12 protein-coding genes are annotated in these 23,793 nt (G+C 69.7%); all 12 read right to left on the bottom strand.

The window, feature by feature from the left end; translation table 11 throughout:
* Nucleotides 1-36: 36 nt before the first annotated feature.
* A complete protein-coding gene (locus ACFV9J_RS17495) occupies nucleotides 37-2,094 on the bottom strand; it encodes a beta-ketoacyl synthase N-terminal-like domain-containing protein (RefSeq protein ID WP_385355091.1) in 2,058 nt (685 codons plus the stop codon).
* A 202-nt stretch (nucleotides 2,095-2,296) separates the two neighbouring features.
* Nucleotides 2,297-14,230, bottom strand: a complete 11,934-nt coding sequence (locus ACFV9J_RS17490; protein WP_385355088.1) for an SDR family NAD(P)-dependent oxidoreductase — start codon at nucleotides 14,228-14,230, stop codon at nucleotides 2,297-2,299.
* Between the two features lie 45 nt (nucleotides 14,231-14,275).
* A complete protein-coding gene (locus ACFV9J_RS17485) occupies nucleotides 14,276-14,722 on the bottom strand; it encodes an ester cyclase (protein WP_385355085.1) in 447 nt (148 codons plus the stop codon).
* The gene (locus ACFV9J_RS17480) at nucleotides 14,685-15,584 is read right to left on the bottom strand and encodes an MBL fold metallo-hydrolase (RefSeq protein WP_385355515.1); all 900 of its coding nucleotides are present in this window, start codon (nucleotides 15,582-15,584) and stop codon (nucleotides 14,685-14,687) included. Before ACFV9J_RS17480 ends, ACFV9J_RS17485 begins: the two co-directional genes overlap by 38 nt.
* A 5-nt stretch (nucleotides 15,585-15,589) precedes the next feature.
* Nucleotides 15,590-15,979 carry a nuclear transport factor 2 family protein gene (locus ACFV9J_RS17475; RefSeq protein WP_385355082.1) on the bottom strand — a complete coding sequence of 130 codons (390 nt, stop codon included), beginning with the start codon at nucleotides 15,977-15,979 and terminating at the stop codon, nucleotides 15,590-15,592.
* A 2-nt stretch (nucleotides 15,980-15,981) separates the two neighbouring features.
* A complete protein-coding gene (locus tag ACFV9J_RS17470) occupies nucleotides 15,982-16,287 on the bottom strand; it encodes an antibiotic biosynthesis monooxygenase family protein (protein ID WP_385355079.1) in 306 nt (101 codons plus the stop codon).
* Between the two features lie 26 nt (nucleotides 16,288-16,313).
* Complete coding sequence (locus tag ACFV9J_RS17465; protein ID WP_385355076.1) at nucleotides 16,314-17,042, bottom strand: cupin domain-containing protein; 729 nt, start codon at nucleotides 17,040-17,042, stop codon at nucleotides 16,314-16,316.
* 159 nt (nucleotides 17,043-17,201) lie between these two features.
* A complete protein-coding gene (locus tag ACFV9J_RS17460; RefSeq protein ID WP_385355074.1) occupies nucleotides 17,202-18,002 on the bottom strand; it encodes a LuxR C-terminal-related transcriptional regulator in 801 nt (266 codons plus the stop codon).
* Nucleotides 18,003-18,096: 94 nt separating this feature from the next.
* The gene (gene ccrA / locus ACFV9J_RS17455) at nucleotides 18,097-19,467 is read right to left on the bottom strand and encodes a crotonyl-CoA carboxylase/reductase (RefSeq protein ID WP_385355072.1); all 1,371 of its coding nucleotides are present in this window, start codon (nucleotides 19,465-19,467) and stop codon (nucleotides 18,097-18,099) included.
* 478 nt (nucleotides 19,468-19,945) lie between these two features.
* Nucleotides 19,946-21,718 carry an acetyl/propionyl/methylcrotonyl-CoA carboxylase subunit alpha gene (locus ACFV9J_RS17450; RefSeq protein WP_385355070.1) on the bottom strand — a complete coding sequence of 591 codons (1,773 nt, stop codon included), beginning with the start codon at nucleotides 21,716-21,718 and terminating at the stop codon, nucleotides 19,946-19,948.
* A gap of 213 nt (nucleotides 21,719-21,931) precedes the next feature.
* Nucleotides 21,932-22,519, bottom strand: coding sequence for a TetR/AcrR family transcriptional regulator (locus tag ACFV9J_RS17445; protein ID WP_385355068.1), 588 nt, complete (start codon nucleotides 22,517-22,519; stop codon nucleotides 21,932-21,934).
* A gap of 168 nt (nucleotides 22,520-22,687) precedes the next feature.
* Nucleotides 22,688-23,434, bottom strand: coding sequence for a response regulator transcription factor (locus ACFV9J_RS17440; protein ID WP_385355065.1), 747 nt, complete (start codon nucleotides 23,432-23,434; stop codon nucleotides 22,688-22,690).
* Nucleotides 23,435-23,793 lie beyond the last annotated feature (359 nt).

The following is a 23,793-nucleotide window of genomic DNA, read 5'->3' as shown; positions in this document are numbered from 1 at the left end:
AGTGCTCGAAGTCCAGAGCGGGGACGGGGCCCGTGGTCACAGCGCCACCTCGGATCGGCGGCGCTCGTCCAGGACCTTGGCCAGTGAGCGGATCGTCGGGTTGTCGAAGATGTCGGTCGTGCTGATCTGCACGTCGGTCAGCGCGTGCAGCCGTCCCCGCAGCTCCAGGGCGGCCAGCGAGTTCAGTCCCCATGCGACGATGTCGTCGTCGAGGCCGACGGTGCCGTACTCGCCGAGTACGTCGCCGACGGCGGTGCGCACCGCGGTGGTGACGTCGCTCGCCTGCTCCGCGGAGCCGGCGTCCGCCGCGCCGGATGTCCACCAGAAGCGCTGCCTGGCGAACGGATACGTGGGCAGATCGACCCTCCGAGCGCCGGATCCGGCGAGCACGTCCGCCCAGTCGACCACGCCTCCGGCCACGAACCGGTCGGCCAGGTCACGCAGCGCCGTCTCGCCGAGCACGGTGCCCGGCTCCGGTGCGGCGGCGAACATGGCCAGCCCCGCCAGCAGTTCGCCCCGGTCCGCGCCGAGCACGACGGCACGGTGGGCGAACCGCGCCCGGGTGAGCAAGGTGAACGCGACGTCAGCGGCGTCGGTGTCCTCGTCCGCCGCCTCCAGGAACGCGAGCAGCCGTGTGGCCTGTGCGGCCAGCGCGTCCGGGGTCTTGGCGGAGAGTATCCAGGGGACGGCGGGCACGGGACGCCGGGACGGTCCGGGCGTCGACGGTGCTTGTTCGAGGATGACGTGGGCGTTTGTGCCGGAGATTCCGAAGGATGAGACGGCGGCGCGGCGTGGTTGTCCGGTGTCGGGCCATTTTTGGGTGCTGGTGGCCAGGCGTAGGGTGCCGGTGGTCCAGTCGATGTGGGGGTTGGGTGTGTCGACGTGGAGGGTGGCGGGGAGGGTGGCGTGGTGGATGGCGGTGACCATTTTGATGAGTCCGGCGATGCCGGCGGCGGCTTGGGTGTGGCCGATGTTGGATTTGAGGGAGCCGAGCAGGAGTGGCCGGTCGGGTGGGCGGTGTTGTCCGTAGGTGGCCAGTAGGGCGTGTGCCTCGATCGGGTCTCCGAGGACTGTGCCGGTGCCGTGGGCTTCGACTGCGTCGATGTCGGTGGGGGACAGGTGGGCGTTGGTGAGTGCGGCTTGGATGACGCGTTGTTGTGCGGGGCCGTTGGGTGCGGTGAGTCCGTTGGAGGCGCCGTCCTGGTTGACGGCGCTGCCTCGTATGAGGGCCAGTACGGTGTGTCCGTGGCGGTGTGCGTCCGAGAGGCGTTCGAGTACGACGATGCCGGCGCCCTCGGCCCAGGCGGTGCCGTCGGCGGCGGCGGCGAAGGATTTGCAGCGTCCGTCGGGTGACAGGCCGCGTTGCCGGGCGAGGTCTATGAAGGCGCGTGGTGTCGCCATGACGGTCGCGCCGCCGGTCAGGACCAGGTCCGACTCGCCGGAGCGCAGGGACTGGCAGGCCAGGTGGAGTGCGACCAGCGAGGACGAGCAGGCCGTGTCGACGGTCACGGCCGGGCCCTGAAGACCCAGCGTGTACGCCACCCGGCCGGAGACCAGACTGGCCGCGGCGCCGGTCGACCGGTACCCGTCCGTACCGGCATCCTCGATGTCGCGCCCGTACTCCTGAGCCATGTTGCCCACGAACACCCCGGTGGCGCTGCCGGCCAGGGAGTGCGGATCGATGCCCGCGTTCTCCAGAGCCTCCCAGGCGACTTCGAGCACCAGCCGCTGCTGCGGATCCATGGTGAGCGCCTCGCCGCGGCCGATCCCGAAGAAGCCGGCGTCGAAGTCCGCGGCGCCCTGGAGGAAGCCGCCGGCCCGCACATATGTCGTGCCCGCGCGGTCCGGATCGGGATCGTAGAGAGCATCCAGATCCCAGCCCCGGTCGGACGGGAAGCCCGAGACGACGTCACGGTTCCCGACGACCACCTCCCACAGGCCGGCCGTCGAGGCAATGCCGCCGGGGAGCCGGCAGCCCATGCCTACGATCGCGACCGGATCGTCGCCACCGCGCCCGTTGCGGCGAAGTCGATCGATTTCCTTGAGCGACTCACGCAGTGCCTTCACCAGTCTGGCTTCGGTGTCCTTGCTCATGGCGCGTCACTCCGTCGGGAGTCCTGGGGGTGGTCGTCGATCGGGAACGGTGCGGGTAGCCACACGCTGCCCATCGCGACGAGGGCCTGACCGAACATGGTTGTCAAAGACCGGTACCACCGTGACGGCATGGGGCGCGGCGCCCGGGGCGCGGTCCCGGAACCACCGGGCACCGGGATCGGCACTACTCGAATCCGGTCGGTCATTGCGGGCCGCCCTTGCTCAGGGCCACCGCGATGAGGTCCTCGACATCCATGGTGTCGATCAGCTCCTTCTGGTCGCGCCGCCCATCGGACTGCGACGCGACGAGGGTTCGGTGAATGTGATCGGCGAGCGCCGCCGGAGTGGGGTGGTCGAACACCACCGTGGCAGGCAGCGGCGTATCAGTCAGCGGTGCCAGCGCGTTGCGCAGTTCGACCGCGGCGAGCGAGTCGACTCCCAGGTCGCGGAAGGTACGGTCCGCTTCCAACGGCTGCCCCTCTCCGTGGCCGAGCAGCTTCACCAACTTGTGGCTCAGCAGGCCCAGCACGCGTTGCCGCTGCTCGTCGTGGTCGAGGCCGGCCAGTTGCCGCCGCAGCCGGAGTGCGTCGTCCTGGGGATACTGCCGCACCGGCACGTGTAGCGTCACCGCGGCCACCTGCGGCCGCGGCGCGGTCAGCGCAGCGTCGAACATCGCCAGTCCGTCGGACTCCGAAATCGCCGCGAGTCCTCGTTCCCGCAGCCGCCCCAGGTCCGCGTCGCGCAGATGCTCGGTCATGCCACGCTGCCCCGCCCACAGCCCCCAGGCGATGGACACCGCGGGCAGGCCGTGGGCGCGGCGATGGGCGGCGAGCCCGTCCAGGAAGGCGTTCGCGGCGGCATAGTTGGCCTGACCCGCCGAACCGAGTGTGCCGGCCACGGAGGAGAAGAGAACGAACGCGGTCAAGTCGAGGCCGCGCGTCGCCTCGTGCAGATTCCACGCGGCATCCGCTTTGGCCGCGAGCGCGGTGTCCAGTCGCTGCGACGTCAGCGACTCCAGCACCCCGTCGTCGAGTACGCCGGCCGCGTGCACCACTGCGGTCAGCTCGGGCGTCACCAGGCCGTCCACCGCGGTCGGGTCGGTGACATCACAGGCCACGATCTCAACGCTCGCACCCAGTTCCCCGAGGTCCGCGCGCAGAGCGGACGCCTGTGGTGCGGCAGGCCCGCGCCTGCCGGCCAGCACCAAGCGCCGCACACCGTGCGCAGCCACCAGGTGACGGGCGAACAGCGCGCCGAGACCACCGGTGCCGCCGGTGATCAGTACCGTGCTTTCGGGACCGAAGGGGGGCACCCCTTCCGAAGGTTCCGGCAGCGGGGCCAGCCGGGCCGTGTGCGCCACCCCGGACCGGATCACCAGTTGCCACTGCCCCGTCGCCAGGACCAGGGGCAGGTCGAGTTCGGCGTCGGTGTCCACCAGCACGAACCGGCCGGGCTGTTCGACCTGCGCCGCCCGCACCAGGCCCCACACCGCGGCACCGGCCAGGTCCGGCACGTCCTCGCCGGGGAGTCCGACTGCGCCCCGGGTCACGATCACCAGCCGCTGTTCCTTCGACGCGGTCAACGCCTCCAGCACCTTTCGCGTCGCCACGTGTACGGACGACGTCACGTCCCCATCGGCGAAGGGCCCTTCGAGCACGGTGACCTCGGCGTCCGGTGCGGGGACGGTGGCGGGCGCGGAGGGCAGCGGAGCCCAGGCCAGTTCATGCAGACGCTGGGCCGGTGCCGGCATCGGCCGCAGACGAACCGCTTCGGCGGTCAGCACCGGCCTGCCGGCCTCGTCGTGCACCGCGAGCGACACGTCGTCCGGCCCCGAAGGGGACAGCCGAACCCGCAGCTTGTCCGCCCCGGCCCGGTGGAGCACGACGTTCTGCCAGACGAAGGGGGCGTCGACCCCACTGCGACGGGTGGCCACCAGCCATCCCTGCAATGCCGCGTCCAGCAGAGCCGGGTGCAGGCCGTAGCCGGTCGTGTCGACGTCGGCCGCGACCTCGGCGAGTACGTCGTCGCTGTCGCGCCATGCCGCACGCAGCCCGCGGAAGGCCGGGCCGTAGTCGAGGCCCTGCTCCGCCAGCCAGACGTACGCGTCGTCCGCGGTGATCGGCAGGGAGCCGGCAGGTGGCCAGGCGGCCTGCCGCGGTGGCACCGGCCGGTCCGTCGTGGTCACCGTCCCCCTGGCATGCACCACCCATGACGCCGTGGGTGCGTCGGCACGGGCGGACACCACCACCTCACCGGTCGAACGGGCGACCACCTGGATGGACAGCCGTCCCCGCTCGGGCAGCACGAGTGGAGCCTGGACCACCAGTTCGCGCACCGTGTTCGCCCCGATCTCGGCGCCGGCTCGCAGCGCCAGCTCGGCGAAGAAGGTGCCCGGTGCGAGAACGGACCCGGTCACCGTGTGATCGGCCGTCCAATCGGGCGAGGTCTGGGAGACCGAGCCGGACAGAATCACCGTTCCGCTGTCCGGCAGCTCCATCCGGGCGGTCAGGACGGGGTGGTCCGTGGGGACGAACCCCGGCCCCGTCGAAGCGGCAGGCGGTTCCGGCCGAAGCCAGTAGTGGCGCCGGTCGAACGCATACGTGGGCAGCTCCGTGAACGGGCCGGGCGTGGCGAACACCGTCCTCAGGTCGACGGGCAGGCCCCGCGCGAACAACTCGCCGAGGGCGGGCAGCAGACCGGCCAGCTCGGGCCGGTCCCCGCGCAGCAGGGGCACCGCGGTCACCCCGGTGGGCATGGTCTGTGTGACCAGGGTGCTCAAGGCCCGCCCCGGGCCGACCTCGACGAAGGTCCGCGCACCCTGCCGCGCCAGGGCGTTCAGACTGGGCAGGAACCGTACGGTCTGCCTGGCGTGCCGCAGCCAGTAGTCGGCCGAACGCAGGTCCTCGTCGGTGGCGAGTCGACCGGTGACACTGGACACGATCGGGATCGTGGGAGGGCGATAGGTGACCTCTCGGGCCACCGCGGCGAACTCGTCGAGCAGACCGTCCAGGTCGGCCGAGTGGAAGGCGTGCCGGTTCCGCAGCCTCACTGACCGCCATCCCCGGACACGACCGCGTTCGACGACCCGCTCGACCATGTCCGGCGTCCCGGAGACGACGGTGGCGTCCGGCGTGTTGAGCGCGGCGATCGACACTCCGGGCTCCAGAATGCCCTCGATCTCGTCGGCACCCGCCAGGATCTGCACCATGCTGCCGGGCGGCAGAGCGCCCATGACCCGACCCCGTGCGGTGATCATCCTGGCGGCGTCCGACAGCGACAGGACCCCGGCCACGTGCGCCGCGGCCAGTTCGCCGAAGGAATGGCCGAGCAGAAAGTCCGGTCGCAGCCCGAGGGATTCGACGAGCCGGAACAGGGCGACCTCGATGGCGAACAGCGCGGGTTGGGTGAACTCGGTCCGGTCCTGAAGGACGGCCGCCGCAGCCGAGTCCTTCTCGGCGAACAGCAGGCCGGCCATCGGCCGGTCCACGTGTGTGTCGAGTTCGGCGAGTACCTCGTCCAGTGCGACGGCGAACGCCGGCAACTCGGTGTACAACGTCGCGCCCATGGCGGCGTACTGGCCGCCGTGGCCGGGAAAGAGGAAGACGACTGGACCGGTCGTCGGATCGGCCGGCTCGGCACGGGTCGCCTCGGCCAGCCGGTCCAGCAACTCGGCGCGGTCCGCACCGGTGATGACCGTCCGGTGCGGCAACCGCGACCGTGTCGCCACCAGTGCCGAGGCGACCGCTGCGGGGTCGAGGGTCTCGTTCCTTCGCATGTGCGACAGCAACCGGGCGGCCTGACCGCGCAGTGCGGGCTTGGTGCGTGCGGACAACAACCACGGCACAGTCGGCCAGTTCCGGGCCGGGGCAAGCGGCTCCGGCTGCGCGGGGGCCTGTTCGAGGATCAGGTGGGCGTTGGTTCCGGAGATGCCGAACGCCGACACCGCCGCCCTACGGGGCCGTTCGGTCTGCGGCCAGTCGACCGGTTCGGTCGCCAGGGCGACGGTCCCACCAGACCAGTCCACCGCGGACGTCGGAGGGTCGGCGTGCAGCGTCGGCGCCACCAAACCCCGTTCCAGTGCAGAGATCATCTTGATCACACCGGCCATGCCCGCCGCCGCCTGGGTGTGCCCGAGGTTCGACTTGACCGAGCCGAGCAGCAGCGGCCGGTCGGTGGACCGACCCTGACCGTAGGTCGCCAGAACAGCTTCCGCCTCGATGGGATCGCCCAGCACCGTGCCGGTCCCGTGCGCCTCCAGCACGTCGACGTCCGCGGTGGACAGGCGGGCGGCGGAAAGGGCGGCGCGGATCACACGTTGCTGGGAGGGGCCGTTCGGCGCGGTCAGCCCGTTCGACGCGCCGTCCTGGTTCACCGCGCTGCCGCGCACCACCGCGAGGACCCGGTGTCCGCGTTCCCGGGCCCGTGACAGCCGCTCCAACACCAGGACGCCCGCGCCTTCGCTCCAGCCGGTCCCGTCTGCCGCGGCGCCGAACGACTTGCACCGCCCGTCGGAGGCCAGCCCACCCTGCTTGGCGAACTCCACGAACACCCGCGGCGTGGCCATCACCGTGGCCGCGCCGACCAGCGCCAGGTCGCACTCGTCGGACTGCAGTGACCGCGCGGCCAGGTGCACAGCCACCAACGACGAGGAACAGGCCGTGTCCACGGTCACCGCAGGCCCCTCCAGGCCCAGCGCGTACGCGACCCGGCCGGAGGCCACACTGCCTTGGCTTCCGACCAATCGGTAGCCCTCCACTCCGGCCGCGGCGTCGTCCACGCCCGCGCCGTACTCCTGAGCCATGATTCCGGCGAACACGCCGGTTCGGCTGCCGGCCAGCGTCTCCGGAGCGATGCCGGCCCGCTCCACCGCTTCCCAGCACACCTCCAGCAGCAGCCGCTGCTGCGGGTCCATCGCGGCTGCCTCGTGCGGGTTGATGCCGAAGAACGCGGCATCGAACGCGCCCGCGTCGGCGAGGAATCCACCTTGTCGCATGGAGAGACCGCTCGTCCGCCATCCGCGGTCGGTCGGGAATTCACCGATCACCTCCCGGCCGTTGACCACGGTCTCCCACAGGTCCGAGGGCGAGTCGACACCGCCGGGGAACCGGCAGCCCATGCCCACCACGACAATCGGATCGGTGACGTCCACCGCGGCCGTCGGCTGCCCGTCCGCGCGTTCAGTGCGGCCCGAGGCCCGCTCGCGCAGGTAGTCGGCGAGTGCGGCAGGCGTGGGGTAGTCGAAGACCACGGCCGCGGGCAGCGACATGCCGGTGGCCGTCTTGAGCCGGTTGCGCAGTTCGACGGCGAGCAGCGAGTCGAATCCGAGCTCCCGGAAGTTGCGGTCCGGATCGATCTGCTCGCCGCCACGGCCCAGCACCACCGCGATCTCGGTCCGTGTCAGCGCGAGCAGGTCCGCGGGCACGGGCCTCGCCCCGGGCGACACCTGCGGCCGGGTCGGTATCAGGTCCTGCAGGACCGAGGGCAGATCACCGAGGTCGGCGGAGACCCGGAGGGCGGCGCGGTCGACCGGCATCGCCGCGACATACGGCCGGTGCTGCGCGATGGCGGCGTCGAACAGCGTCAGCCCCGCGTCCACGGGTAGTTCGACCAGGCCGCGCCGTTCGAGCCGGACGATGTCCGCGTCGTGCAGCTGCCCGGCCATACCGGTGGTGCGGTCCCACAACCCCCAGCCGATGGACACGGTGGGCAGCCCGCGGGCATGCCGGTGGGCCGCCAGCGCGTCCAGGAAGGCGTTGGCTGCCGCGTAATTGGCCTGTCCGGCCCCTCCGCACACGCCCAGCACGGAGGAGAACAGCACGAGCGTGGCGCCGTTGTGCGCGGTGGCCTCGTGCAGGTACCACGCGGCGTCTGCCTTGGGGGACAACACGGTGTCCATCCGGTCCGGGGTCAGCGAGTCGAGTACACCGTCGTCGAGCACACCCGCCGTGTGGATCACCATGGCCAGCTCTGGCGTCACCAGGGCGTCGAGCGCTGCACGGTCGGTGACGTCGCACCGCACCACCTCGGCCGTAGTCCCCAGATCGGCCAGCTCCGCCACCAATTCCCCTGCACCGGGCGCGTCAAGGCCCTGCCGTGAGGCGAGCACCAGCCGCCGCACACCATGCCGAGTCGCCAGGTGGCGGGCCAGCGCCGAACCGAGTCCGCCCGTGCCACCGGTGATGAGGACCGGCCCGGCCGGGCCGGATCGGTCCGAGGCAGTCGCGGGTACCGGCCTCAGACGTGCCGCGTGCAGCACGCCGGAGCGGATCATCACCTGCGGTTCGCCGCTCGCCACGACGGTGGCCGCGTCGACGTCCGCGTCAGTGTCCACCAGCACGAACCGGCCGGGCGCTTCGGCCTGAGCCGCGCGCACCAGGCCCCACACGGCGGCAGCGATCGGATCGGAGATGCCTGCGTCACCCACATGTGCCGCGCCCCGGGTGACGACGAGCAGGAGGCTGTCCACCGACCGCTCGTCGGCGAGCCAGTCCTGGAGTACTCGCAGTACCCGATGGGTGGCGGTGTGCGCCCGAGCGGCCATGTCCGGCCCGGTGCCGTCCGGACCGGCTCCGTCCGTGGCGGCACCCGCGCCGATTCCGCCCTCGAACACCACAACGTTCGGGAACGGTGCCGCCCGGTCCAGATCGTCCCAACCCACGACCGACACCGGGACCGCGCTGGGCCGGGCCAGCGGTGGCCAGGCGAGTTCCAGCAGACGGTGCGCGGTGGAGCGACCGGCTCGGGACATGGCCGCCTGCTGATCGGACGACAGCCGTCGCAGCACGACCGAGCCGACGGAGCACACCGGCCGGCCGGACTCGTCGTAAGCCTCGAGGGAGATCTCGTCCGGCCCACTCGGTGTGATCAGCACGCGCAGTGCGGTGGCGCCGGTCGCGAACAGCCGCACGTCGGCCCAGGAGAACGGCAGGGCCAAGCCGTTCTCGGCGACGGTGAACAACGCCGCGTGCAACGCCGAGTCGAGAAGTGCCGGATGCAGGACGAACCCGGCCGGCTCCACGGCCTCGGGAAGCGCGACCTCGGCGAACACCTCGTCGCCCCGGCGCCACATCGCTCGCAGACCGCGGAACGCCGGCCCGTAGCCGTAGCCGCGCTCGGCCAGCCGCGGGTAGGCCCGGCTCAGGTCGACGGCGGTCGCGTCCGGGGGCGGCCACGCGGTCAGGTGAGGCCCGGTCGCCTCATCGGTGACCAACTCACCGCGCGCGTGCGTCACCCACTCACCGTCCGTGCGGGAATGGACCGTCACCACGTCGTCGTCCGCGACCACCCGGACGTCCACGCTGCCTTGCTCCGGCAGCACGAGCGGGGTCTGGATCACGAGTTCCCGCAGCGACCGGCGGCTGACCTCGGCGCCGGCCCGCAGGGCCAGTTCCACGAACGCCGCGGCCGGCAGCAGCGGCTCGCCCGCGGCCGTGTGATCGGCCAGCCAGCTGTGCGTGGCGAGCGACAGCCGTCCGGTCAACAGTGTCGTGGCGCTGTCCGGCAACTCGGCTATGGCACCCACCAGCGGATGGCCCGCAGCGGTGAGGCCCAAGCCGGTGACGTCCGTGTGCGGCTTCGGCTCCAGCCAGTACCGTTTGCGGTCGAACGCATACGTCGGCAGCGGAGCCCGACGGGCACCGCCGAACACCGAGTCCCACACCACCTCCCCGCCGTGCACGTACCGCTGCGCGGCGGAGGTCAGCAGCCTGGCCGCTCCGCCTTCGCCGCGGCGCAGTGAGCCGGTCACGGTGACCGTGCGGCCTTCCCGCTCTGCGGTCTGTTCGATGTGGATGCCCAGCGCCGGATGCGGGGCGCACTCCACGAACTGCGTGAATCCGTCGGCGAGCAGGGCTTCGACGGACCGTCGGAAGAGCACTGGCTGTCGGCAGTTCCGGTACCAGTAAGCGGGCGTCAGGTCCTCGCCCCTGATGGCCGCCCCGGTCACCGTCGAGTAGATCGGCACCGAGGCCCCCGACGGGCGGACGAACGAGGCCAGGTCGGCGAACGGCTCTTCCAGCGGATCGACGAACGGGGAGTGCGAGGCGCGCGGCGCCACCGTCCTCGCCCGCACCCCGGCCGCGCGCAGATCGGCGGTGAACTCGGCCAGTGTGTCCACCGGCCCGGCCACCGTCGTCCCGTTCGGACCGCTGACCCCCGCCACCGTGAGGCCGGGAAGCAGCCGTTTCGCCACGATGTCCTCCGGCGCGGCGACCGAGGCGATCGCGCCGGAGAGCCGCTCGGCCATCAGACGTGACCGGGCCACGATGAGTCGGCACGCGTCGTCCAGCGGCAGCGCACCGGCGACGCAGGCGGCCGCGATCTCCCCCTGAGAGGTGCCCACGACGGCGTCGGGCAGCACACCGAGCGAACGCCACTGCTCCGCCAGCGACACCAGTACCGCGAACAGGACGGGATGCACGATGTCGACGCGCGCCAGCCAGGAGTCGTCGGCGGTCTCCCGGACAGTGTCCAGCAGCGTCCAGTCCACCAGCGGGTCTATGATCCGCGCGCAGTCGGCCATCCGTGCGGCGAACACGGGTGCGCAGTCGAGGAGCTCGGCTGCCATTCCCAGCCACTCGACACCCTGCCCGGGAAAGACGTATGCGGTCTTCCCCGGGTGCTCCTCGGCGTGGCCGTAGGTCACGTTCTCGGCGGGCAGGCCGGAGGCCACCGCCGAAACTCCGGCGAGCAGATCGGTGGCGTCCGAGCCCACCACCACCGCACGGTGCGCGAACTGCGACCGCGTGGTCGCCAGGGCTCGGCCGATGCCGGCCGCGTCGTGCCCGGCGGCATGGGCGGCCAACCGCTGTGCCTGTGCGGCCAGCGCGTCCGGGGTCTTGGCGGAGAGTATCCAGGGGACGGCGGCCCAGGGTGGTTCGTCTTGGGCCGCGTCCACCTCGGCGGGTGCTTGTTCGAGGATGACGTGGGCGTTTGTGCCGGAGATTCCGAAGGATGAGACGGCGGCGCGGCGTGGTTGTCCGGTGTCGGGCCATTTTTGGGTGCTGGTGGCCAGGCGTAGGGTGCCGGTGGTCCAGTCGATGTGGGGGTTGGGTGTGTCGACGTGGAGGGTGGCGGGGAGGGTGGCGTGGTGGATGGCGGTGACCATTTTGATGAGTCCGGCGATGCCGGCGGCGGCTTGGGTGTGGCCGATGTTGGATTTGAGGGAGCCGAGCAGGAGTGGCCGGTCGGGTGGGCGGTGTTGTCCGTAGGTGGCCAGTAGGGCGTGTGCCTCGATCGGGTCTCCGAGGACTGTGCCGGTGCCGTGGGCTTCGACTGCGTCGATGTTGGTGGGGGACAGGTGGGCGTTGGTGAGTGCGGCTTGGATGACGCGTTGTTGTGCGGGGCCGTTGGGTGCGGTGAGTCCGTTGGAGGCGCCGTCCTGGTTGACGGCGCTGCCTCGTATGAGGGCCAGTACGGTGTGTCCGTGGCGGTGTGCGTCCGAGAGGCGTTCGAGTACGACGATGCCGGCGCCCTCGGCCCAGGCGGTGCCGTCGGCGGCGGCGGCGAAGGATTTGCAGCGTCCGTCGGGTGACAGGCCGCGTTGCCGGGCGAGGTCTATGAAGGCGCGTGGTGTCGCCATGACGGTCGCGCCGCCGGTCAGGACCAGGTCCGACTCGCCGGAGCGCAGGGACTGGCAGGCCAGGTGGAGTGCGACCAGCGAGGACGAGCAGGCCGTGTCGACGGTCACGGCCGGGCCCTGAAGACCCAGCGTGTACGCCACCCGGCCGGAGGCGACAGCAGACAGGCCCCCGGTGATCCGGTAGCCCTCGACGGATTCACTGGAGTCCCAGCCGTACATCCCCACGAACACCCCGGTGGCGCTGCCGGCCAGGGAGTGCGGATCGATGCCCGCGTTCTCCAGAGCCTCCCAGGCGACTTCGAGCACCAGCCGCTGCTGCGGATCCATCGCGAGCGCCTCGCTGGGACTGATCCCGAAGAATCCGGCGTCGAATCCCGCTGGGTCCGTGAGGAAACCGCCCTCGCGGACGTAGGTCGTGCCGGCGCGATCCGGATCGGGATCGTAGAGCGTGTCCAGATCCCATCCCCGGTCGGTGGGAAACGCGGAGATCACGTCGCGTCCCCCGGCCGCGACCTCCCACAGATCGGCCGCCGAGGCGACTCCGCCCGGGAATCTGCAGCCGATCCCCACGATCGCGACCGGATCGGCGTCGGCGGTGCCCGCGGTCCGGGCCGGTTTCGTGCGGTCGCGGTCTTGGGCGGGCAGTCCGGGAGCCGAGTGGCTGTCGGCATGGTGGCCGGACAGATGGGCGGCGAGCGCGGCCGGCGTCGGATAGTCGAAAACCGCGGAAGCGTCGACCCGCTCCCCGAGCGCCGCGGACAGCCGGTCGGCCAGCTCGATCGCGTTCAGCGAGCTGAAACCGAGGTCCCGGAAGCTGAGCTCGTGGGGCACGGCATCGGCGTCGTGGTGGCCCAACTGGGCCGCGATCTCGGCGCGGACGACGCCGATCAGGTCGTCGTCGGCCCCGGGCAGTGCCGCACCGGCCGACGCAACGTCGTCGTCGGCGGCCGGTCGATCGAAGGCATAGGTGGGCAGATCCACCAAGCGGGCGCCCGTGCCGGCGAAGACGGCTGCCCAGTCCACCTCGCCGCCGGAGACGAACTCGTGTGCCGTCGCCGACAGGGGCTGTGCCGGCGGCCCGATCACGGTCGGCTCGTCCTCCTCGATCAGCTCCCGCAGCCCGGAGGCCAATTCGGCGAGATCGTGGCCGAGTACGACCGCGCGGACCGGGAACCGTGCCCGGGTGGTGGCCAGGGAGAACCCGACGTCCACCGGCTCGAATGCGTCGATCCGGGCAAGCAGCCGCCGGGCCTGCCCGCGCAGAGAGTTCCGGGATTTCGCCGACAGCACCCACGGCACCACCGGCGGACGCGACGGCGCCGGTGAACCAGGCGCCGGGACCGACGGCGCCTCGGTGAGGACCAGGTGGCAATTCGTGCCGCCGAGCCCGAACGAACTGACCCCGGCCACGGCCGGTCCGTCCGGCCACCGCACGGACCGCGCGTTCACCCGAAGGTTCAGATCCGCCAGCGGGATGCCCGGGTTGGGCGTCGCGAAGTGCAGACTCGCGGGCAGCTGCCGGTGCTGCAGGCTCAGCACGGTCTTGAGCAGGCCGGCGATCCCGGCCGCTGCGTCCAGGTGGCCGATGTTCGTCTTGACGGACCCGACCAGCAGCGGTGCCCTCCGGGTCGGGACGGTGCCCAGCGCGGCGCCGAGACCGGCCGCCTCGACCGGGTCGCCCACGGCGGTTCCGGTTCCGTGCAGCTCGACGTACTGGACCGTGCCGGGGTCGACCCCGGCACGGTGGTACGCCCGTGCGAGCAGTGCTCGCTGAGCTGTGGCACTGGGCAGCGTCAGTCCGTCGGTACGGCCGTCGTTGTTCACCGCACTGCCGGCGACGACCGCGAGGATGCGGTCGCCGTCGGCGAGCGCGTCGGCCAGCCGTTTCAGCACGACGAGGCCGCCACCCTCCCCGCGCACGAAACCGTTGGCGCGGCTGTCGAAGACGTGGCACCGGTCGTCCGGGGACAGCACCCCCATCTCTGCCAGGCCGCTGTGGGAGTCCGGGGCCACCATCAGGCTGGCGCCGCCCGCGACCGCCAGGTCGCACTCACCGCTCTGCAGCGACTGGGTGGCCAGGTGCACCGCGACCAGTGACGAGGACTGTCCGGTGTCCACGGTGATGCTCGGACCGTGCAGGCCCAGGGCGTGGGACAACCGGTTGGCCCCCATGGCGCGTTGTCGCCCGGCGAACGTGTGGTGGTCGGGCGTGGACGTCTGTGTGATCTCCCCCGGCGCGGACACGAACACACCGGTCTCTGTGCCGACCAGCCGGGCCGCGCTCAGCCTGGCATGCTCCAACGATTCCCAGCCCAGCTCCAATATCAGCCGCTGGTGCGGGTCCATGGCGGCGGCTTCCCGCGGGAAGATGCCGAAGAAGCCGCCGTCGAAGCCGCTGATGTCGTCGAGGAAAGCACCGCGGTGACCGATCGATCGGTCCGTCGGCGGGTCGGTGACCGCGTCGGTGCCCGACCACAACAAGCGCCAGAACTCGTCGGGCCCGTTCGCCCGGGGCAACCGGGCGGCCATGCCGATGATCGCGAACCCGTCTGTCATGATGCATCTCCTCGACGAAACTCCAATGACTTGGCGGGGTGCCGGTCAGGAGCCGACGGGCGCCTGGCGGAACGCGGAAGTGTCGGGTGGCGTCATCTTGCCCAACTGCGTCAGCAGGACGTGCAGGTCGTTGCAGGCCCAGTGATCGCTCACCCGGCCGTCGCGAAGCCGCACGATGTGCATCTCGTTCCAGCTGATGGTGCGGCCGGTCGGCTCCACGCCGAACACCGTGCCCGTGTGTGTGCCGCTCAGCCGGGCGTGCTGGATGACGAATTCGCCGTCCTCGAAATCGCGGATGATGTCGACCTTCAGGTCCGGGAAACCCTTTCGCTCGGCCCGGATCACCGACTTGACTCCCTCGCGGCCGGTGTCCATTCCGGGGGCCGCGTTGTGGTTGACGAAATCCTCGGTCATCAGTTCGTCGAGGACCTCGGTCTTGCCCTGGGAAAACGCCTCAGTCAGAATGCGGCGAATCTTGATCTTGTCGGACACGATGTTCTCCTTGGAAGGGTTGTCCGGATATTTCGGCGAGAGCTGTCTTGATGTTCACGAGAGTGCGTTCCGGTTCGAGCCAGCCCGCTGCCGGACCCGGATCGAACCGGGCCCACACCGTTTCCGCAGACAGCTGTTCTGCGTCTGCCAGCCTGGCTGCGGCGAGCACTCGGTCGAGGTAGTCGGCCAGTTCACGCAGGGCCTCCACCCCGACCGGCCCGCCATGGCCGGGAAGGACGACGCGGGGACGCAAAGCGATCAGCCGATCCAGGGCGGTGCGCCAGCGGCCGACTCGCCCGTGCACGGCGAGCGGCGTCACTCCCGCGAAGCACAGGTCGCCGGCGATCAACACCTGCTCGGCCGGCAGCCAGACCGCGAGGTCGGCCCCCGAATGGGCGTCCGTGAAGTCGAGCACACGCGCCCCGTCGGGCAGGGCGAGTTCGATGCCGGCGGGAGGCACAGGTTCGGCGGCCGTGCTGTCCCAGTCCGCCAGCCGCGTCGCGAACCCCGGCATCACCTTGGCGAGCAGCGCGGGGAGGCCCGGTTCGCCGATCATCCTGCGCATCCCGGTCGCGGTGCGTGGATGCGCGATGATGGGCACCCCGTCGAACAGGAGGTTCCCGCCGATGTGGTCGGTGTGGATGTGGGTGTTGACGACCAACTCCGCAGTACGGCCCCGGCGGGTCAGCGCGGTGACGATGTCGGCTGCCATCTCCGGCAGCAACATCGTGTCGACCACTGTGGTCGGTTCGCCGAGAAGCAGCACGCTGTTCGACAGACCGGAGCCACCGTCGCCGTTCACCACCGCGACCACGCCGTCGGCGACTTCGACCTCTTGGCGCACGGGAATTCGGACCGGCATGGTGGTCACCCGTGAAGCGCGCGGATCTGTTGGACCAGGCCGGTGCGGTCGAGCATGGCGTGCCAGGACACGATGCGGCCGGCGTCGGCCCGGACAGTCTCGACGACGTTCCAGGTCAGCCGATGCTCGGTGCCCTTGGGCACGCCGGACATCGTGAGCTCGACCGACAACGCCGAGCCGTCCGCGGACTCGATGAGCCCGTCGACCCTGCGTTCCAGTTCGGTGTACAGCCCGTGCTGCTGCACGAACATCTCGGCGAGCCGCTTCGCACCCTTCTTGCCCTGGCTGGCGGTGCGGATCTCCAGTTCGGCGTCGCACAGTTCCGCGACCGCGGCAGAGTCCCCCGCGTCGACCACCGTGTACACGGCCTCCCAGAGTTCCTTGGCGGTTTTCATGATCACTCCTCTCCGTCGCCGGAAACGATCCAGTCCACCTGGTACACGTGTACGTCCACGTCGTCGGCATACTTGTGCAGTTCCAGAATCAGCGCGCGTCCGGCCTCGCTGCGGATGTGTTCCTGAAAGGCCGCGAGCTCGCTCCACTGGGCGTAGTTCGTCACCCGGCTGCCGTCGAGGCTGCAGTGCACATTCGCCGAGATGAACCCGGGCATGTGACGGATGATTTCATCGGTCTCCTTGCGGATCGCGATGGACAGAGCCTGCTGGTTCTCCGGTTTGCAGTGGAAGACGTTGATGTAGGTCATCAGACGCTCTTCTGCAGAAATCCTGCTCATGGCCGTGACGTCACCGTTTCGGCCACTACGCTGAAACTGCGGAAATCGGGATCGGTGTAGCATGCTCGCATCGGCTGAACCAGTTCCTTGTGCTCCTCGGACTTCTCCCACGCGAAGAATTCTTCGATAGAATTCCACTCGCTGGTAATCAGCCACTTTTCCGGATTGTCGGACGACTGGCAGATCTGGTCACGGATGTGTCCCGGGGTTTCCGCGACGTTGAACCGGACCTTCTCGTAGGCGGACAGGAAGTCCTCCCGCTTCTCCTCGGCCACCGTCACCGCGAACAGGATGCGGGCCGTGCCGGCTGCGGAGTCGGTGCTTTCACCACCTCGTTCGCCGAGGACTTCGGTGTCGACGTGCGCCAACGACGGATCCGGCGCGAGCGGGCCGATATGGAAGACCGTCAGTGACTCCGTGGTGCCCACGTTGCGCAGCCGGTGCCGCTTGCCGATGGGTACGTAGATTCCGTCACCGGCTCCCAGCGTCCAGTCCGCGTCCTCCGTCTCGAGCACCAGGTCGCCATTGACGACGAACAGGAACTCCTCGGAATACGGATGGAAATGTTCCACCACGTGTTCACCGGGCAGAAGAACGACCGTTCCCATGTATCCGGAGCGGCTGCCCACCGAACCGGGGTGGAGCACCATGCGTAACTGTCCGCCGCGCGCCCGATAGGGTTCGATGTCGGCGGCATGGACTCGGTTCACCCGTGAATCGCTCATACATGAATTGTTGCCGCAGCTTCTTCGGATTGCATCAGGAATAGGCCGCGAAAATTTGACGGAAGATCCGTAAGGTGATTGCAGGAAACCCGCAATGGCGATCATGGCTGACGCCGAGCCGGCGGCTGCCGGACACCCGGACGGGCGTGCGGCTCTCGCTCAGTTCACGGAGGGCACCGCGTGGCTCCGGAAGCCGTGCACGCAGGCGTACACGGCCAACTGGGTCCGATCGCGCAGGTTGAGCACGCGCAGCAACGAGGAGATGTGCGACTTCACTGTGGGCCGGCCCAGTTGCAGCTGATCGGCGATTTCCACATTGGCCAGTCCGTGACCGATCAGACCGAGGATCTGCCGCTGCCGCGGGGTCAGCTTCACCTCGTCGTCCGGTCCCACCAATACCTCCGAAGGGCCGCCGCAGCGCAGAACGGTCACCAACTGGCCGGCTACCTGGGGGTCCAGCGCCGCTCCGCCTCCGTCGACGGCTCGGATCGCCTCCACGAGCCCCTGCACCGGTGTGTCCTTGTGCAAGAAGCCTTCCGCGCCGCCACGGAGCACCTTCATCGCGTTGCCGGGGGACAGGTTGGCCGAGAGCGCGAGAACCTTCACCGCGTGCTCCGCGGTTCGGTTCACGACCTGCCTGGCCAGCATGTCCTCCATGTCGAAGCCGTCCACGTCCATCAGCAGCACACGTGGCCGCCGTTCCCGAAGGAATCGGGGACTGTAGTGGACGGTGTCCAATTCGGCGACCACATCGATGCCCGGAACGTCGCGCAGCACGGCTATGAGACCGGCCCGGTACACGCTGGAACCGCTACAGATTCCGACCGAAAGAAGTTTCCTGACACCCCGCACCACCATTGTCGGGAACGTCTGCGGGGTGGCATGGTCGCATGCGGTTTCGACGGGGCAGGAACACGGACTGCTGTCGACTCGCCTGGTGGGCAGCAACGGAACCGGCATCTTCCATCTCCTTTGTCGTTCGCGGCAACTCGCCGGAATGCTGACGGGACACCTGATCACCACCTCACGAACCGCCCTCCGTCAGGGCAGGCGCTCAGCGAGCCGGCACGTGCGCGTAGACGTCCTCGGCCGGCGCGCGGAGCGGATTGAGGCGGTCCTCGCCCACGCGGGCGCGGGTCTCCGGGTCCGTGACGCCGAGTCCGGGTTCGGGCGCGAGGCAGAGGACGCCGACCTTTCCCATGTGGCGGTTCAGCTGAACCCGCCGGGCCGCCGCGCCGATCTGGTCGAGTGGATGGACCTCGGACAGGGCGGGCATCAGTCGGCCCGCCTGCACCAGACGGTTGCACTCCCACTGCTCCTGCAAGTTGGCGGAGTGACTGCCGACGATCCTCTTGAGGTTCATCCACAGATAGCGGTTGTCGTATTGGTGCTGGTAGCCGGTACTGGAGCCGCAGGTGACTACGGTTCCGCCTCGTCGGACAAGGAAGACGGATGTGGCGAACGTGGACCGGCCGACGTAGTCGAGGGCGATGTGCGGGTCCTCGCCGACCTCCCGGCGGATGATCCGTCCCACCCTCTTCCCGCTCTCGATCGCCCAGCCCGGGTCGCCGTCGGATCCGTCATCGTCACCGAGGCCGATCTCGGTGCGGTTGATGACGACATCGCAGCCCAGCCTGCTCAGGGCAGCGGCCTTCGCCTCGGAACTGACGATGCCGATGGGTACTCCGCCGCCGTTCTTCACCAGTTGCACGGCGAAGGCGCCGAGGCCACCGGTGGCGCCCCAGATCAGCACTATGTCGCCCTGCTTCATCCGCGCCCCGTGCTCGCCGACCAGCATCCGGTAGGAGGTACCCGCACACAGCGGGATGGAGGCCGCCTCCTCCCAGGTGAGATGGGCGGCCTTGGAGAGCAGTTGGCTTGCCCGGACCACGGTGTAGTGGGCCAGGCCGCCGAAGTTGGTCTCGAAGCCCCAGATCCTCTGCTCCCCACCGAGCATGCCGTCGGAGTGAGTGGCGGGCTCCTGGTCGTCCACATGGGTGCAGGAGACGACGACGTGGTCACCGGTGCGCCAGCGCCGCACCCCGCTGCCGGTGCGGACGATGACTCCGGACGCGTCGGATCCCAGCACGTGATACGGCTGGTCGTGCCTGGCGGCCCACCCTCCTTGCCGGCCATGGCGACGCAGGAAGTCGAAGGTGGGCCTCGGCTCGAACATCGCCGACCACACGGTGTTGTAGTTGACCGAGCCGGCCATCACGGCCACCAGCACCTCGTCGGGTGCGAGAGCGGGCATCGGCACCGGGCCGACGCGCAGCGTGCGCCGGACATCCTTCTCAGCGGCGCCGTCGAACAGTCCGACGTCCTCCGCCCGCAGGTGCGCGGCCGTGTACTGCTCCGGCACCGGCTCGCGTTCCAGACGCTCGGCGTCCGCGCCCTCGAGCACAGCCCTCGCCAGTGAATCCATGATTGTTCTCCTCTTCGATGACTGGTGCCGCCCCTGATCCCCGGCAACGGCGGGGGAGTACGGGTTGACGACGGGGACCTCCAAGCACCCGGGCTCCTCGTCCCGCCGAGCAGTGACCGGTGGTTGCCGTGCGCGGGTAGGACTCCCGCGGACTCCGTCCTGTGATGACCACCGACTTGATCAGCGGAGAGGACATCTCGACACTTGGGCCCGGCGCCCCTGGGACACCTCCGGGATGCCGAGACCGGCTGCCCGCTCCCGGGATCGGCCACGTTGTAGTCGCCGGCGGACAAGGCGGTGTCGGCCGACCAGCTTCCTGGCGCTTTTATGGGTGCCGGCGCGCCCCGTGGGCACGACAGTCGCCTTGCCCTCCCAGGGAAGGGATCGTGCCGTTCTCGATCTCGTCGGGGTGGCCCTGGGGCACGGACTCGGACGTGAACAGGCGCGCAGCCATGAAGCCTTCCTCGGGGTGAAGGGATCAGTCCTTGATCTCGCAGATGGCGGCGCCGGAGGTGAGGGAGGCGCCGACTTCGGCGGTGAGGCCCTTGATGGTGCCGGAGCGGTGGGCGTTGAGGGGCTGTTCCATCTTCATCGCTTCCAGGACGACGACGAGGTCGCCTTCCTGGACTTCCTGGCCTTCCTCGACGGCGATCTTGACGATCGTGCCCTGCATGGGGGAGGCGAGGGTGTCGCCGGAGGCGGCGGGGCCGGACTTCTTGGCCGCGCGGCGTTTGGGGCGGGCTCCGGCGGCCAGGCCGGTGCGGGCCAGGGACATGCCCAGGCTGGAGGGGAGGGAGACTTCCAGGCGCTTGCCGCCGACCTCGACGACGACGGTCTCACGGCCCGACTCCTCGTCCGTCTCGGTGTCGGCGGGGGCGGTGAAGGGCTTGATCTCGTTGACGAACTCCGTCTCGATCCACCGGGTGTGGACCGTGAACGGGTCGGCGGAGCCGGTGAGTTCGGGGGCGAAGGCCGCATCGCGGACGACGGTGCGGTGGAAGGGGATGGCGGTGGCCATGCCCTCGACCGTGAACTCGTCCAGGGCGCGGGCGGCGCGCTCCAGGGCTTCCTTGCGGGTGCGGCCGGTGACGATCAGCTTCGCCAGGAGCGAGTCCCAGGCCGGGCCGATCACGGAGCCGGACTCGACGCCCGCGTCCAGACGCACGCCCGGACCGGCGGGGCCTTCGAAGCGGGTGACGGTGCCGGGGGCGGGCAGGAAGCCGCGGCCGGGGTCCTCGCCGTTGATGCGGAACTCGAAGGAGTGGCCGCGCAGGGCGGGGTCGTCGTAGCCGAGTTCCTCGCCGTCGGCGATGCGGAACATCTCGCGGACCAGGTCGATGCCGGCGACTTCCTCGGTGACCGGGTGCTCGACCTGGAGGCGGGTGTTGACCTCCAGGAAGGAGATCGTGCCGTCCATGCCGACGAGGAACTCCACGGTGCCCGCGCCGACGTAACCGGCTTCCTTCAGGATCGCCTTGGAGGACGCGTACAGCTCCGCCAGCTGGGCGTCGGAGAGGAAGGGCGCCGGGGCCTCCTCCACCAGCTTCTGGTGGCGGCGTTGCAGGGAGCAGTCGCGGGTGGAGACGACGACCACGTTGCCGTGGGTGTCGGCCAGGCACTGGGTCTCCACGTGGCGGGGCTTGTCGAGGTAGCGCTCGACGAAGCACTCGCCGCGCCCGAAGGCGGCCACCGCCTCGCGGACGGCGGAGTCGTACAGCTCGGGGACCTCCTCCAGAGTGCGGGCGACCTTGAGTCCGCGGCCGCCGCCGCCGAAGGCGGCCTTGATCGCGATCGGCAGGCCGTGCTCCTTGGCGAAGGCGACGACCTCGTCCGCGCCGGAGACCGGGTCGGGGGTCCCGGCGACCAGGGGGGCGCCGGCCCGCTGGGCGATGTGGCGGGCGGCGACCTTGTCGCCCAGGTCGCGGATGGCGTGCGGGGGCGGGCCGATCCAGGTCAGGCCGGCGTCCAGGACCGCCTGGGCGAACTCGGCGTTCTCCGAGAGGAATCCGTAGCCGGGGTGGATGGCGTCCGCGCCGGACTCGCGGGCGGCTTTGAGGACTTTCTCGATGTCCAGATAGCTGGTCGCGGGGGTGTCACCACCCAGGGCGAACGCCTCATCAGCGGCACGGACGTGCAACGCGTCCCGGTCCGGATCCGCGTAGACGGCCACGCTCGCGATCCCGGCGTCCCGGCAGGCCCGGGCCACGCGGACAGCGATTTCGCCACGATTGGCGATGAGCACCTTGCGCACGACGGCTCCATTTCTGCCGGACGGAATTCCCATGCCCCGGCCCGGATTTCGGCCGAGCGAGTCCAGTGCATCGTCGGATACATGTGTCCGTTGCACATTCATTGTCCGTTCCCGGAAGCACTGGTCCAACAGCTCGTGGTCCAAAGGTTCTTGAAGGAACCGCCGCGCTTTTCAGGGAAGGCTTCGGAGTGTCATGAAAGTGTCAAACATAGGTCAGCTGCCCAGTATCTTGTCCAGTTCGTCTTCGGTGAACGAGGGTGTGGGCAGGCGGAACGCCGCGGGGTGGGCGCGCGAGGCATCGAGGAGGAGCGCCAGTGGGCGATGCCATGAGCCGGGACCGGCAGTCGTGATGAGTGCGGGGAGGGCTCTGCCGAGCACCGCCAGGGCGAGAAGCAGATCCTCGGTGGTCATGTCCGGGCGGACAGTACCTTGCTTCTGGCCCCGGAGGAGCAGGGTATGGACGGTCCGGCGATGCCGTTCGTGGATCAGATCCACAGTCGTTGCGCCTTGCGGGTGAGGAAGGGTCGAATCAGCGGCACTGCGCTCGGTCGGCAGGTTCGCGAACACCGCGTACAGGTATTCCGTGAGCCCCGTCCACGCGCTCCGAGCAGCCACAGCTCGATCGCCGGCTGTCGTGACTTCGGTGAGTGTGCTGGAGAAGACCTCGTCCACGAGTTCTCTGCGCTGAGGAAAGTGACGGTAGAGCGTGGCACTTCCCACACCCGCCCGCCGGGCAATGCGGTCCAGCGATACCTGAAGGCCCTCTTCGGCGAATGCCTCGCGGGCCGCCTCCACCAGCATTTTACGGTTGCGCAGGGCATCACGTCGCCGGGGGAGTGGTGTAGCTGCCCGGGCCGCTGCTCCGGAGTGGGGCAGTTCCGCCAACTCCCTGCCGTCGGTCAAGTCGTCACCCCCTGATTCGCGGTGTTGCGTCAAACGGCCGGCTATTTGCTCGGGCAAGCTTCCCAATCAGTTGACAAGTCCCTTGCGTGACGGTGGACGTGCACCGATCGCGGGCGTCCCCCGAGGGCGATCGGGACCGAGCCGGAAGCCCACGCCGCGTACCGTGACTATCCAGTTGCTGTGCCCGAGCTTGCCGCGCAGCGAGCTGACATGGGTGTCGATCGTTCGGCTTGCTCGCGGGCTGAGGGCGTGGGCCGAAAGGTCGTCCCAGATCTCGGCCATCAGCCGACGCCGGGTCACAACGGTGCCCGAGTGCTGAGCGAGGTAGTAGAGCAGGTCGAACTCCTTGCGCGTGAGCTGGACAGGCGCTCCGCGCAGGCGCACCTCACGTGAGGTGGCACTGATGCACAGGTCGCCGACGGTGAGGGAACTCGCGGCAGGCTTCGAGGGGTTCCTCGGCCGCCAGGCACGGCGCATGACCGCCTCGATACGGGCCGTCAGTTCACGGAACTCGTACGGCCTGCCCAGACAGTCGTCCGAGCCGGCCTGAAGGCCGAGCACTCGGTCGAGTCCGGATCCGCTGTCGGTGAGGGCGATGATCGGGACGTCCATGGTGCTACGGATGCGCCGGCACACCTCAAGACCGTCAATGTCGGGCAGCTCCAAATCAAGGAGCACCAGTTCCGCGTTAGCGCATTCTTCCAGTGCCGCCGATCCGGTGGAGACGGTGACGACATCGTAGCCGTGCCGCTCGAGTCTTGGTGTGAGCGGCTGACCATTGGATTCCTGCCCGGTCACAACGAGGAGTTGCATAACACCTTCCATGGTCGGCGCGTGGCTGGATGCCACGGGTTACGAAATGAACGGCACGTACGACAGTGTCCTTTTGGCAAGCCGCGCAGGGAATGTGTACAGAGGCGAGGGCGATGGAAAATGTGCGGCGGAGAGCGCGAGGACGCGTCCGATCGCTCGATGCCTTGGATGAGTTGTTGGGTGGGGGGAGGGGAACCTTGGAACCTTGGCGCGCCAGAAAGTCGGTTTCAGCCAGGAGAGTCCTGCGCAAGGGCCGCTGCGCGTCTCTCTATTCTCACCAGGGAACCTCCTGTCGGGCAACGTTGACGTGAGGATCGTCACACTGGACAGGAATGTAGTTGTGGCTGGAAATGAGTGTG

Source organism: Streptomyces sp. NPDC059906, assembly GCF_042730645.1.
GTDB classification, from domain to species: Bacteria; Actinomycetota; Actinomycetes; order Streptomycetales; family Streptomycetaceae; genus Streptomyces; species Streptomyces rubrogriseus.
The sequence above is the reverse complement of the archived record's forward strand: the minus strand, read 5'-3'. Positions and strand labels throughout refer to the sequence as shown.

Excerpts from the sequence above, each read along its gene's own strand:
- ACFV9J_RS17495 (WP_385355091.1), bottom strand. The coding sequence starts at position 2,094 with ATGAGCAAGGACACCGAAGCCAGACTGGTGAAGGCACTGCGTGAGTCG.
- ACFV9J_RS17490 (WP_385355088.1), bottom strand. The coding sequence starts at position 14,230 with ATGACAGACGGGTTCGCGATCATCGGCATGGCCGCCCGGTTGCCCCGG.
- ACFV9J_RS17480 (WP_385355515.1), bottom strand. The coding sequence starts at position 15,584 with ATGCCGGTCCGAATTCCCGTGCGCCAAGAGGTCGAAGTCGCCGACGGC.
- ACFV9J_RS17475 (WP_385355082.1), bottom strand. The coding sequence starts at position 15,979 with ATGAAAACCGCCAAGGAACTCTGGGAGGCCGTGTACACGGTGGTCGAC.
- ACFV9J_RS17470 (WP_385355079.1), bottom strand. The coding sequence starts at position 16,287 with ATGACCTACATCAACGTCTTCCACTGCAAACCGGAGAACCAGCAGGCT.
- ACFV9J_RS17465 (WP_385355076.1), bottom strand. The coding sequence starts at position 17,042 with ATGAGCGATTCACGGGTGAACCGAGTCCATGCCGCCGACATCGAACCC.
- ACFV9J_RS17460 (WP_385355074.1), bottom strand. The coding sequence starts at position 18,002 with ATGCCGGTTCCGTTGCTGCCCACCAGGCGAGTCGACAGCAGTCCGTGT.
- ccrA (WP_385355072.1), bottom strand. The coding sequence starts at position 19,467 with ATGGATTCACTGGCGAGGGCTGTGCTCGAGGGCGCGGACGCCGAGCGT.
- ACFV9J_RS17445 (WP_385355068.1), bottom strand. The coding sequence starts at position 22,519 with ATGCTGGTGGAGGCGGCCCGCGAGGCATTCGCCGAAGAGGGCCTTCAG.
- ACFV9J_RS17440 (WP_385355065.1), bottom strand. The coding sequence starts at position 23,434 with ATGCAACTCCTCGTTGTGACCGGGCAGGAATCCAATGGTCAGCCGCTC.